Origin of the sequence: Sporosarcina sp. SAFN-015 (genome assembly GCF_051966875.1) — a bacterium.
In the GTDB taxonomy this organism is placed as follows: Bacteria; Bacillota; Bacilli; order Bacillales_A; family Planococcaceae; genus Sporosarcina.
In genome coordinates, this window is the sequence record NZ_JBQCKP010000001.1 from 77856 (window position 1) to 90435 (window position 12580).

A 12580-nucleotide genomic window follows, 5' to 3' on the forward strand; every position below is an offset into this window, starting at 1 on the left:
GAGTGTAAATTACTCTAACGATTCTTCAAGCATAATATTTTATTTAATCAATTATATGGTAAGATTTTCTCATAGAGAAATATAGGAGGATAGGCATGTATTGTAATCAGTGTGGAGAAAAAAATGCGAATGACTCAAAGTATTGTTCCAGTTGTGGAAAGCAGATGCAACTGGCCGAGGAAGAAAAAATTGATGTCCCTTCACAACATGAAACTGCATTACCTGTAAATGAAAAAGAAGGGGTCGTCATGAAGCGTAATAATGATAAAAGTGCAAAAGTGAACTGGCTGCCGTACATTTTTCCAATTGCAACATTAGCCTTAGTAGCGACAGGTCTACTATTTTATTATCTACATGAAAAGTCAATTAACGAGGATGTTATCGGGATGATGGCGGAAGCTGAAAAAGTAGCCATTTCAAAGGATTATGAAAAAGCTTCATCTCTATTAAGAAAAGCAAAGAAACTTCGCCCACAATATTCCGCCCTACATGATGACTTGAGTCTGATTGAGAGAGCAATGAAATATGAAGAACAGGCCGATAAAATCAATAATAGCATCAAGAAGGCGGATTTTGTAAAGGCGTCTACTCTTCTTATCACATTAAAAGAGGATTTGAATAAAGAAGATAGCACCCTATTTGATCATCACAAAACAAAAACTGAACAACAAACAGTACATATTACCGTCGGAACAATCAAAAAAGAGCTGAATGAATTAACTACCATCGACCAACTTGGAGGCAAGTTATCCGTTTTATCAACTTTGCCTGAAAAAGAGGCAAGTTCCGTAAAGAATGAAATTGTGAATAAAATTATGCAAATCAGTAGTGACAAGGTAGAAAAACACCTTGCTGAAAATCAATTTTCTGATGCGATTTCAACGGTTGATAATGGGCTTCAGTTTGCAGCAAATCATGAAAAGCTATTGGCACTGAAAAATCGTATTGTAGATAGCAAAACTGCATTCGAGAAAGCTGAACAAGAAAAAATTGAAAAGGCAATGGAGGTTGCTGCATTAGAGGATTTGGAAAACAGAACGAAGGCTGTATATGTAGACGATTTTTCAGTAGAAATTGATGAGTATGGGGACTTATACATCTCTGGTAACGTTCAAAACATAGCAACAAGAAGCCTATATAATGTTACGGTTGAGTATTCGATTTACGATGAATACAACACCTACCTTAGAAGTGGGAGTACAACCGTTTATCCTTATTACTTGAATCCTGGGAAATGGGGATTCTTTGAATATACTTATTACGGGGTCTACCAAGATGTGTATGTAGAAATCGACAATATTACATGGTACCTCGATTGAAGAAGGTGAATCGTATGAAAAATTGGGTCATTAGTATTTCTTTCTCTCTGCTAATTTTAGGCGGAGGTATTTATGGGTTTATTACAATTAAGAACCTCGTCCCCAAGCAACTAACAGCTCCATCTGCTTTGCTAGTACAGACAGATACAACGGAAACAGATGACAAGGTAGTTCCAACTGAACTTAAAGAGATAATCCATGAAACTGAAAAACTTGTTGTTAAAATCCAATTACCTGATGGTTCTTTAGGTTCCGGTTTTCTTTATAATCATAAAGGGGACATAGTGACAAATGCACATGTAGTCGCCAATGCAAAAAACGTGACAGTCAGCATGTCTGATTCACGGGAATTCACAGGAACTGTCATTGGCATTAGCAGAGATACTGATATCGCAGTCGTTCGAGTTAGCGCATTAGAAGGAACAACACCGCTTAAAATAGCAAAAGAAAGAAAAGCGGAAATCGGGGATGAAGTGTTGGCATTAGGAAGTCCATTAGGCCTTCAAAATACAGTCACGACTGGCATTATTAGCGGCGTCGACCGTGACTTTGATCTAGAGCCATTTCACTACGAAGATGTCTTTCAAATTTCTGCTCCTATCACTTCTGGAAATAGCGGTGGACCACTTGTTGATAGTAAAACAGGTGAAGTGATAGGAATTAATTCAGCAGGAATTGACCAAGGTACTATCGGATTTAGCATCCCGATTGTCAACGTCATTCATATATTGGAAGGTTGGTCAGCCTCTCCGATGACTGCATTACCTGAAGTTAACATCGCATCCAACGATTTATACTCACAAGAAACAACATATTCAATGGAAGATTATGCATTATATCTTGTGAATTATTTCTATGAGAACATTAATTATCAAGACTATGTCACTGCATACTCCCTATTAGGAAGCAAATGGAAATCAAATACGGATTTCGAAAATTTCCGGAATGGCTATTTAATGACTGATTCTGTCGAAATCGATAATGTAACCTCTACTATAACCGATGATACTGTTTCGATAGTCGGTATCATTACCGCCAAAGAATTCGTTAACGGATCCAGCCAGTTTAGCAAATACAAGGTGACATACGAAGTACGCTACGAAAATGATCAATTGAAACTTGTTTCTGGAAATGGGACGAAAATCGAATAACTTGAAGAGCTCTGTTCAATCAAAACAAAATATCTGTCAAATACAGACTTCCACAGTAAAAATAATGATCACCTGGCTTCAGCTATACAGAAGCCAGGTGATCATTGATTTTCACAGACTAAGTCCCCCTCTATCACACGAAAACTTTCAAACTGTTATGTAATAACTCTTAAAAAACCTAACCAATATATCACGGCAAAAAGTCCTACCCTACTTGGCATTCTTCAAATTTAGTGATACTATAGTTAGGTTGAAATTTTAAGTATATTAGTCCTATGGAATACAAATTAGAAATGGAGTCTTGTAGTTGAAAAGATTAAAACGCAACAGTATTTCGACGAAATTCAACCTTTTAGTCATTGGAATTATCCTCTTTTTATCACTTGTCATTGGAGTTGTGGCGTTTTTTCAAATTGATAAAAGTATGATGAATGTGTATGAGGATAGAGTGAAAATCGTCTCTGAAATCGGCTATAAATGGCTAGATGAAAAGTATGAGGGCGATTGGGATATTAAAAATGGTGAGCTATATAAAGGCAACTCTATCATGACTGGTAACAATAAGTTGTTGGAAGAGCTCGGTGCCATCACAAATGGCGCAGTGACCATCTTCCAAGGGGATATTAGAGTTGCGACAAATGTTATTGGTGAACATGGAGAACGAGCAATCGGAACGAAAAGTGATCCCACAATTGCGGCCATCGTTTTGGATAAGGGAGAGACGTACATAGGGGAAGCTGATATTGTCGGACAGAAACACTTAACGATGTATCAGCCAATTACTAATAAAAATGGCGAAGTGATTGGCATGTGGTTAGTCGGCCCTCCAATTTCTGTAGTTGGGGAGACGATTTTTTCATTATTAACATCGATCGCCCTAGCATTGGTCATTACTGGAGTCATCGCAGTCATCCTGAGCCTTCTTTTCGTTCGTTCAGTTGTTCGGCCAATCCGGACGATCAACCTTCAATTGAAGGAAATCGCGGAAGGGGAAGGCGACTTAACAAGAGAGCTTGCTATCAATTCAAAAGATGAACTTGGTGAATTAGCTACGTCATTTAATCAAATGATAGGCAGCCTACGGCAGATGATACAACAAGTAAGTCTCACTTCACAGCAAGTGGCTGCATCTTCTGAAGAGTTAACTGCAAGCACCGAGCAGACGACAATGGCGACAAGCCAAATCGCCTCATCCATTCAGGAAGTCGCTTCCGGCGCAGAAGCTCAAGGGATAGGGGCTGCCGAAAGTTCTACATCGATGCAAGAAATGGCTGACAACATACAGCAAATTGCGGAAACAACTTCCACAGTTTCGGAAGTAGCTGTTGAAACGACTAAAGAAGCGCATCTTGGCCACGAGTCTTTACTACAGGTCATCCAGCAAATGAATACGATTCACGCCACTGTAGATGATACGGCTGCTGTCATTCGCCAATTGGAAAAGCGGTCGAACGAAATCGGTGAAATCATCGCAGTGATTACAGGGATCGCGGACCAGACGAATCTGTTGGCATTAAATGCCGCGATTGAAGCGGCACGCGCTGGGGAAAATGGAAGAGGATTTGCTGTCGTTGCCGACGAGGTTCGGAACCTTGCAGAGCAATCAAAAATATCAGCCGAGAAAATTACTGGTCTGATCAATCAAATACAAAGAGATACAAACCATGCTGTTACCGTTATGCAAAAAGGAACGGAAGAAGTCTCGCTCGGATTGACTGCCGTCCAACAGACAGATGATGGATTCGGAAGAATATTGGAGTCAATCGAAAATGTCGCAGGCCAAATTCAAGAAGTGTCAGCGATCACGGAAGAAGTGGCGGCAAGCGCGGAACAAATTAACGCGTCAATTGAGGAAATGGCAAGTATCGCACATACTTCCGCATCCAACACACAAAATGTTGCAGCAGCTTCTGAAGAACAGATGGCATCAATGGAAGAGATCTCAAACTCCTCTGCCTCCCTCTCAAAAATGGCTGAGGATTTGCAAGAGATGGTCGGTCGATTCAAAGTATAAAGTGAATAAATCGGATGGGAAAAAGATTATTTTTCCCATCTGATTTATTTCCGTATACCACCTTAGACTCTACTTCAAATGTGTTTGTGATAATTAAAACTAATGAGGTGCGAGGAATTGGAAGAAATTTTTGTAGGAAGACAACCTATTTTAGATGCGAAGGGTAATTTATTTGCATATGAATTACTTTATCGAAATAGCAATAAAAACTTTTTTCCGGATATCGATCCGGAGATTGCTACAATCGGAGTTATCGTCAACACATATTTGTCACCAGGATTTGAGCATATTGCAGCAAAGAAAACATTCGTCAATTTTTCAGCTTCACTTCTCACGACGGATATTTTTGACACGCTCGACCCGGATCGGATTATCATTGAAATTCTAGAGGATGTGGAAATTACTCCCGTCATTCTTTCCAAACTGCAAAAGTTAAAGAGGGCCGGATTCCAACTGGCGCTAGATGACTTTATTCTTCAAAAGCAATTCAATTTGTACCCGGCCTTATTTCAACTAATCGATCTCATAAAAGTTGATTTTATGTCCACTACCGAATCACAGCGAGCCGCCATTGAATCCTTAAAAACGACGTACCCTCATATCACCTTTCTAGCCGAAAAAGTGGAGACTGAAGAAGAATTTAATCAAGGAAAATCAATAGGCTATGAACTATTCCAAGGTTATTTTTTTGCGAAGCCTGATATCGTGAAGAACAATAAATTACCCGCTGACACGTTGCTCTATTTTGAAATTCTAAAATTGTTGAATGAAGAGACACCCAACATTGAGAAAATTGCCGCTTTAATTATGCAGGACATATCATTGTCTTATAAACTTCTAAAGCACTTGAACACATATGCTTTCAAGTCTTCAAAGAAAGTCATCTCCGTTCATCAAGCGATTGTCATTATGGGGTTGAAAGATTTTAATAAATGGATTCAATTTCTGGCCATTTATCAAAAATGCTCCCAAGAACCGGATGGGCGTGCAAAGGTGTTGATGAACTATTCAGTAGCACGAGCAAATTTATGTGAACTGTTAGCTGCACATTGCGGAAAGCAGAACACAGATGAATACTACATGTTAGGAATGTTTTCACTTATCGATGTCATTCTGAAGCAGGAACCGTCCTATATCTTTCCGTTGATGCCTGTAACGACGGAGATCATTGATACATTATGCGGACATAAGACAGAAATGACTCCTTATCTTCGCATCGTCCAGGCTCTTGAACGTTTGGACTATTCAGGAGCGCTTACACTAGCGGAAACACTCGGAATCAGTGAAAAAGATCTGAGCCTTATCGCTTTGAAAGCGACACATGCAGGCAATGAAGCGGTAACAATAAATTGAAGGAGATTGTAACGTGGTACTAGCTGAAGAAATAAATACAAACATAAAAGACAACATTCACTTCTTATCGAATGGCATTTACACGTCCATAAAAAACATTGTCCCGATGGAGATAGCTTTTGAAAAACCAGTACTACAGCAATTGCACCACATCGAACACGGCATTATGATCGAAACCATCGGAGACTTGAAAGGGCAATTGGCCATCATTGGTAACCACGATGCCTTTAATTCAATTGCGCAGAGAATGTATGGCTTGGCATTGGATGGTGATATGCTCGACTCCTTTTGCTGCGAATTAACGAATATGATCGGAGGAGCATTCGCGACAATTTTGGACGTAAGCAACATCCATATGGACATTTCAGCTCCTAGGATTATCAAAAAGGATACTATATTTTCGGATACGGCATCAGCAATTCAGTTTCGGTGCATCCTGGAGAATGGATCCCTCTTGAGTATTTGTTATTCATTAAATGAACAATAAAAGTCAACCAGCCATCTGGTTGACTTCTTCTTTTCCTAGAAAGCTTTTCTTCACTAATCCCCCTTCTAAAATCCAAAACTTCCATTCTCGAAGTATATAGTTAGCAATTTATCAACCAATTCAATATAATCGTATTATTGTAGTCTATTCACTACAATTTTCCACAATAAAGAGAAGGGAGGCTTCCAGTTACAAAATTGGCAGTTCACAACTACTTTTTAAGGGGTGGGATGATGAAGAAGCGTTTGAGATGGCTGTTTGCAGTTCCGTTAAGTTTGGTGCTCGTGTTCAGTATGTTGCCTATGGGGATGGCTAAAGAATTGGATATGAATTACGACAATTATCGTCAGGTGGCGACTGGTCTGGATGGTATGGTGACGACCGCGCATCCGCTTGCGAGTCAAATCGGAGCTGAGGTTCTTAAAAACGGAGGAAATGCGATTGATGCTGCGGTTGCGATCCAGTTTGCTTTGAACGTCACCGAACCGATGATGTCAGGTATCGGTGGCGGCGGATTCCTTATGTATTATGATGCTGAAGCAGATGAGACGTTAATCTTGAACAGCCGTGAGCGGGCGCCTGCTGGAGCTACACCGGATATGTTCCTTTACGACCACGGAGACCCGATCCCTTTTGCAGAAAGAGCAACTGGCGGTAAGGCTGTCGGCGTGCCTGGAACGTTGAAAGGTCTTGAAGAAGCGCTTGAACGATGGGGAACAATGTCGATGGAGGAATTGATCGACCCTTCTATTCAACTCGCACGAGATGGCTTCCCAATTGACTATGTTCTTGCAGAGGCAATTGAGGATAATAAAGCAATGCTTCACCGAACTGCGGCTAAAGATGTATTCATTCCGAATGGACAACCATTGCGTGAAGGGGACATTCTCATTCAAAGCGATTTGGCAAAAGCGTTTGAACTTATTAAAACAGAAGGAACTGATGCATTTTATAAAGGAGCAATTGCCGAGGCGATTGCAGACGTTGTCCAGCAATACGGCGGCTCTATGACAACTGAAGACTTGGCAGCTTACGAGGTGACGTTGGACGAGCCAATTTGGGGAGAATACAAAGGCTACCAGATTGCTAGCATGCCGCCACCAAGTTCAGGCGGAGTGTTCTTGCTTCAAATGCTTGGCATCCTTGACGGCGTAGACTTATCTCAATACGATGTGAAATCATGGGAGAAATATCATTTGCTTGCGGAAGCGATGCACCTTGCCTACGCAGACCGCGCGGCTTATGCAGGAGATCCGGAATTTATTGATGTTCCATTAGAAGGATTGCTTCACCCCGACTACATTCAAGAGCGTTTAGCCTTGATTAATCTTGACTCCATGAATGAAAAACCGGAAGCTGGAGACCCATGGGCATATGAGAGTGCAGCGAAGGAAGCTGTAATTGTCGAACAACCGGATGATAAAAATCCGGGCGAGACAACACACTTCTCTGTTGCTGATCAATGGGGCAATGTCGTTTCCTACACAACAACGATCGAGCAATTATTCGGTACAGGCATCATGGTACCGGGCTATGGCATCATGCTGAATAATGAACTAACTGATTTTGATGCTGTGCCAGGCGGGGCGAATCAAGTCGAACCGAATAAACGACCGCTTAGCAGTATGACACCAACAATCGTCTATAAAAATGGCAAGCCGGTCATGAGCGTCGGATCGCCGGGTGGCCCGACTATCATCACATCGGTGCTGCAAACGATCATCCATTCCATTGCCTATGACATGGAACTAAAAGCGGCAGTCGAAGAGCCAAGAATCTATACGAACAACACCTCTTCCTACCGCTATGAAGAAGGCATTCCAGAAGAAGTGATGGAGCAATTGCGGAAGATGGGCCATAAATTCGGTGAGAACTCAACGGTAATCGGGAATGTCCAAAGCATCTGGATTGACCAGAAAGAAGGCATTTACAAAGGAGTTGCCGATTCCAGTCGTAATGGTGCGGCGATTGGGATTGATTTCTAACATTTGATTGAAACGCTCTGCGGACAGAAAGAACAGGCGGTGAAAAACGATTCGTTTTTCGCCGCCTGTTCTATTTAGGTTATTGCGGCATTTTCATTGTGTTGCGCGCCGATTTCATTGTGTTGCGATTGACTTTCATTGTGATACACACCGCCTTCATTGCGTTGCGATTGACTTTAAATATTTCCGAATGTAACATTGATTCTATTTATTAGCTGTATAATGGAAGTGACACTTTGCTAGGCAAATAGGAGGGATAAAGCACATGATTTCATTACAAGAAGTGAAAGAAGCAAGAGAACGTATCAGCGCTATCGCGCATATAACGCCAATTCTACAATCCGAACAACTCTCCAAACTATGTGGCAATCAGCTATTTTTAAAATCGGAGCACTTACAAAAGACAGGTTCGTTTAAAATACGAGGAGCAAGCAACAAAGTTATACATGCGATTGAAAATGGCGCGAAGTATGTAACAGCAGCGTCATCTGGCAATCACGGCCAAGCCGTTGCTTACGTTGCCAATAAATATGGAGTTCCGGCTACAATTGTCGTTCCTGAAACTGTTAGCAAATGTAAAGTGAACGCCATTCAAGCTTACAATGGCAAAGTCGAAATGTGCGGGACTACATCTGCAGAGCGCATACCAAGAGCACAGGCGATTGCCGATCTTGAAAACGGTATATTCATCCCTCCTTATGACGACCCATTCATTATGGCGGGACAGGGAACGGTTGGATTAGAAATATTGGATCAGGTGGAACATGTCGATGCGATCATTGTCCCTATCGGAGGCGGTGGACTTCTATCCGGAATTCTGACTGCCATTAAAGAAACGAATCCGAAAATAAAAGTGATCGGTGTAGAGCCTGAGCTTGCCGATGACACATACCTGTCATTGCAAAACAAGAAAATCACCGCGATTGATGCTACTGCTACCATCGCGGATGGATTAAGATCCAGTCAACCAGGCGACCTCACCTTCCCTGTTCTTATGAAGTATCTTGACGATCTTGTCCTTGTGAGCGAAGAGGAAATCCGGCAGGCATTCAGCTTCGTTTTAGAAAGGACGAAACAACTGATAGAACCATCGAGTGCTACGACGGTAGCAACGGCTATGTTCAATAAAGTAAATATCCAAGGTAAAAACATTGTAACTGTCATTTCGGGTGGGAATGTGGATTTAGATAAGGTTCATCAATTGATGTGAATGTTACGGAGTACATGGCCACATTCAAGATTGTTAAATCATGCAACACAAAACGAACGTCCAGTGCGGACGTTCGTTTTATTTTTCTATGATATCAACCTTCTTGTTACGCCCCTCTACATCACGTCAAACGAAATGAGCTAGGCAAACTCAACGCTTCCTGGATTTCATTGCAAGCCTTTTTATTCAAGTCGTAGAATTCTTCTAACGACAATGTATCCTTATAGTGACGCTCATACATCTTATCAATCCTGCAAATCTCCGGCCTTCGGTTGTAAATCAGGCATGAATTCGTTGTAGGAGACAAATAGACACAGACACCTTTGCCATTGTTGTACTCAGCCAACTCCTCCACTTTGTCGATGTTGCGGCAACACCCGCCACACATTGTACACGGAAAAGAGCCATTATGATTGGAATTCACGGTTCACCTCACGCAGTGCACGGTCAAACTCAAATAGTTCATGTTCATCGAATACTTTTCTGAGCTTCTTTTTCTTTCTTTCGGCTGCCTTAATATTTCTTTTCCTATATTTATTTGCTTGTTTCGCAGCCAAGTAATCCGACGCCATTTCCTTCCCTTCTGTAAAACAGGATATCAATAACCCTATCACACCTAAAGGGACGACAACAAAAAGGGCCGGCGGGAATAGGAATCCTAATATTAACGAAACGAGGCCGAGACCTAGCCCTCCGAAGAATAACTGCTTTACAAAGCCGATTATGAAATACACGATACTAAGAAGCATGTTGACCTCCATCGACACTCTCTAATGCATTTTCATTCAATGAAATTAAGTGCTTCACTTCATAGGAATATTTATTGGAAATATACATTTTAATCAAGCCCTTCTCCTCCAACAAGATGCTCTTTCCGTGAAACATCTTATCGAGGATGGCGAAGATTGTACTTTCCGTTTCATCCAAATCACGGGTGCCATTCACTTCTAACCGCAGAAATTCCATATACTCAAACATCGCATATTCAAACAAAATCGCGCCGCGCGTACGTTTTTTCAACTTGCTTTTTTCAATAATCCGCAGTGCATTCAGGCTTTTATTTTCTGCCTTTAACACTTGGATCGTATGATTTTGCTTTTCGATAATTGTATTCAACTTTTCGATTTGCTGTTGTAACTGGATAATCGTATTTTTTAGTTCAGCAACTTCTGCGTTTCGGGATTTGCGTCCCGCTACATATCCCGTCGCTCCTGCTGCCCCGGCTAGCGCAGCGGCACCGGCAATAATGGCTAATGGTAGTGGCATGTTAATCCTCCTTGTCAAAAAAGTCGATCATGTCGTCTACATTTTGATCTGTCCTTTTAATCCGTTTCATGAAATGCTCGTCTTTATCATAAAAAATATCCTTGGAAACCGCGCTATATTGAAGTTCCAGCTTATTCCCGTGCTGCATCAATTCTTTCGATTTTTCAACAAGCGTCTTCGTCGAAGGGAGTTCGTCCACTAACTTATCAATCAAGTAAACAACCGTCACGATGCAAATTCCCGTCATAATCCCGACTAACGTCGTTGAAATAATATTTGCAATGCCACCAGGAATCCCGAGCGCTACCAACTTCTTCTCAACGATTTCCTCAATGAATAATCCCCCTGCAACAAACAAACCGGAGACTAACAACTTAATAGCTTCCCGAATCGCTTCCTGATAAGTCATATCCTTTGGCGGGAAAATCAGCATCTTTATTGCCCGGACAATCGAAAGCACACCTTCCCGTATAATGCGGACAATCCTTTTCGTTGTCGTTTTAAAGCAATTGATGATCGTTGTGAGAATACTGCTGAAAAAGCCGGAAACAATCCCCTCGCCTAACGCACTCATAATATTGGAAAGCTGGTTCTTCACTTTCGTCACAACACGTGAAAGCATTGCCTTCAGTTCTTTCGTCAGCCTTTTTTCTTTATAGTACCTTTTGAACTCACTGCGTTCTTTTTTAAATTCCTCAAAAAGCTCCTTTGAGAAGACATACATAAACATGCCCCATGCTTGGCGAATGCCCAACGTCAATCCTTCTGTAACGGCCGCTTTTCCGCCTTCTTTTGTATAGTAAGTGGCCTTCTGTAGTTTTGTAGGTGCATGATCATCGTAAGCTTCGTTTCCCCGTTGTCCCGCTGCACGCGTACGTCGGCCATCCAAACCGAATCGCTCCTTATTTGTGGCCTCCTGACTTTTAGGCGTATTTGAAATGAATTCCTCCAATGATTGGTCGCTCTTTGATTTATTCACAGATCCATCGATGACAATCAAATTCCGTTTGTCACTTGCGAAATTTGCCTTCGCGTCATCACTCAGCATGAAACCGCCGTTTTTATGGAAGCTTTTCAACGGAACGATATGATCCACATTCGGTGAATCGGTAACTTTGCCTGTATAACCATCTATATAAGCACCGTTTTTATTAAAATTCTCCGCACGGACCTGATCCGCGGCTGCTTTATATTTATATTTTTCACGCCGATAAGAAGTTTGTTCATTGGCATAAATTTCGTTTTGTGCATTATGTATGGTCGTAACCTGTCCACCAGTTTGATCTTTTTGATGAAAGAAAGGCCCTAGCCCGAATGCATTTATCACCGTCGTGGAAATAACCTCGCCGTACTCACTGACCAAGTCCTTTACGACCGGATTCTTTTCCGGTTTAAAATTCGTTTTTATATCTTCAATCGACAGTTCCAACTCCGTGACGTCAATTTCATTTTGTTCATATTGCTTATCGAAGTTTTCTTGAAAGAAATCATACAACTTATCAGAGGATATTTCAGTACGTTTGTTGATACTTAACACCATGTCTTTTCTCCCTCCACTACCCATATACACAGCTACTTTTATATTATCCATTTGTTGTTACTTTTGCAATAAAACGATTAAAAATGCATAGTTAAATGGAATCACTAGAAGCTGTTGAAAAACTTGAGCACATGCTTGCGGAGAGATGTCTCATTCGTTGTGTTGCGAGCCACATTCATTGCATTGCGATTTGCCTTTATTGCGTTGCAAGCCCGGTTCATTGCGTTGCGATTACGCTTCATTATTTTGCAAGCC

The 12580-nt window shown here is 41.4% G+C and carries 11 protein-coding genes; 7 read left to right on the forward strand and 4 right to left on the reverse strand.

Annotation, left to right across the window (positions count from 1 at the left end):
• Nucleotides 1–248 precede the first annotated feature (248 nt).
• The 7 genes from ACTHPA_RS00360 to ACTHPA_RS00390 all read left to right on the forward strand — a co-directional run bounded on the left by ACTHPA_RS00360 (nucleotide 249) and on the right by ACTHPA_RS00390 (nucleotide 9519).
• Nucleotides 249–1319: an FxLYD domain-containing protein gene (locus ACTHPA_RS00360; protein ID WP_440498071.1), complete on the forward strand. Its 1071-nt coding sequence runs from the start codon at nucleotides 249–251 to the stop codon at nucleotides 1317–1319.
• A 14-nt stretch (nucleotides 1320–1333) separates the two neighbouring features.
• The gene (locus tag ACTHPA_RS00365) at nucleotides 1334–2470 is read left to right on the forward strand and encodes a S1C family serine protease (RefSeq protein WP_440498072.1); all 1137 of its coding nucleotides are present in this window, start codon (nucleotides 1334–1336) and stop codon (nucleotides 2468–2470) included.
• A gap of 307 nt (nucleotides 2471–2777) precedes the next feature.
• Nucleotides 2778–4484 (forward strand): methyl-accepting chemotaxis protein, encoded by a 1707-nt coding sequence (locus tag ACTHPA_RS00370; RefSeq protein WP_440498073.1) that lies wholly within the window; start codon nucleotides 2778–2780, stop codon nucleotides 4482–4484.
• A gap of 117 nt (nucleotides 4485–4601) precedes the next feature.
• Nucleotides 4602–5837: an EAL and HDOD domain-containing protein gene (locus ACTHPA_RS00375; RefSeq protein WP_440498074.1), complete on the forward strand. Its 1236-nt coding sequence runs from the start codon at nucleotides 4602–4604 to the stop codon at nucleotides 5835–5837.
• A gap of 13 nt (nucleotides 5838–5850) precedes the next feature.
• Nucleotides 5851–6324 (forward strand): chemotaxis protein CheX, encoded by a 474-nt coding sequence (locus ACTHPA_RS00380; protein ID WP_440498075.1) that lies wholly within the window; start codon nucleotides 5851–5853, stop codon nucleotides 6322–6324.
• Between the two features lie 233 nt (nucleotides 6325–6557).
• Complete coding sequence (ggt, locus tag ACTHPA_RS00385) at nucleotides 6558–8309, forward strand: gamma-glutamyltransferase (protein WP_440498076.1); 1752 nt, start codon at nucleotides 6558–6560, stop codon at nucleotides 8307–8309.
• Nucleotides 8310–8574: 265 nt separating this feature from the next.
• A complete protein-coding gene (locus tag ACTHPA_RS00390; RefSeq protein WP_440498077.1) occupies nucleotides 8575–9519 on the forward strand; it encodes a threonine ammonia-lyase in 945 nt (314 codons plus the stop codon).
• 121 nt (nucleotides 9520–9640) lie between these two features.
• Here ACTHPA_RS00390 and ACTHPA_RS00395 read toward each other — a convergent pair whose 3' ends face one another.
• Genes ACTHPA_RS00395 through ACTHPA_RS00410 form a run of 4 tightly spaced genes read right to left on the reverse strand, consistent with a single transcriptional unit; the run spans nucleotide 9641 to nucleotide 12325 of the window.
• Nucleotides 9641–9907 (reverse strand): YkgJ family cysteine cluster protein, encoded by a 267-nt coding sequence (locus tag ACTHPA_RS00395; protein WP_440498575.1) that lies wholly within the window; start codon nucleotides 9905–9907, stop codon nucleotides 9641–9643.
• A 19-nt stretch (nucleotides 9908–9926) separates the two neighbouring features.
• Nucleotides 9927–10268: a hypothetical protein gene (locus ACTHPA_RS00400; protein WP_440498078.1), complete on the reverse strand. Its 342-nt coding sequence runs from the start codon at nucleotides 10266–10268 to the stop codon at nucleotides 9927–9929.
• Nucleotides 10258–10785, reverse strand: a complete 528-nt coding sequence (locus ACTHPA_RS00405; protein ID WP_440498079.1) for a hypothetical protein — start codon at nucleotides 10783–10785, stop codon at nucleotides 10258–10260. The genes ACTHPA_RS00400 and ACTHPA_RS00405 overlap by 11 nt, the downstream gene beginning before the upstream one ends.
• 1 nt (nucleotide 10786) lies before the next feature.
• Entirely contained in the window at nucleotides 10787–12325 is a 1539-nt protein-coding gene (locus ACTHPA_RS00410) for a DUF1524 domain-containing protein (RefSeq protein ID WP_440498080.1), read from the reverse strand.
• Nucleotides 12326–12580: the final 255 nt, after the last annotated feature.

Coding starts and splice junctions, on each gene's coding strand:
- ACTHPA_RS00365 (WP_440498072.1), top strand. CDS start 1,334: ATGAAAAATTGGGTCATTAGTATTTCTTTCTCTCTGCTAATTTTAGGC.
- ggt (WP_440498076.1), top strand. CDS start 6,558: ATGAAGAAGCGTTTGAGATGGCTGTTTGCAGTTCCGTTAAGTTTGGTG.
- ACTHPA_RS00410 (WP_440498080.1), bottom strand. CDS start 12,325: ATGGTGTTAAGTATCAACAAACGTACTGAAATATCCTCTGATAAGTTG.
- ACTHPA_RS00390 (WP_440498077.1), top strand. CDS start 8,575: ATGATTTCATTACAAGAAGTGAAAGAAGCAAGAGAACGTATCAGCGCT.
- ACTHPA_RS00395 (WP_440498575.1), bottom strand. CDS start 9,907: ATGTGTGGCGGGTGTTGCCGCAACATCGACAAAGTGGAGGAGTTGGCT.
- ACTHPA_RS00405 (WP_440498079.1), bottom strand. CDS start 10,785: ATGCCACTACCATTAGCCATTATTGCCGGTGCCGCTGCGCTAGCCGGG.
- ACTHPA_RS00360 (WP_440498071.1), top strand. CDS start 249: ATGAAGCGTAATAATGATAAAAGTGCAAAAGTGAACTGGCTGCCGTAC.
- ACTHPA_RS00400 (WP_440498078.1), bottom strand. CDS start 10,268: ATGCTTCTTAGTATCGTGTATTTCATAATCGGCTTTGTAAAGCAGTTA.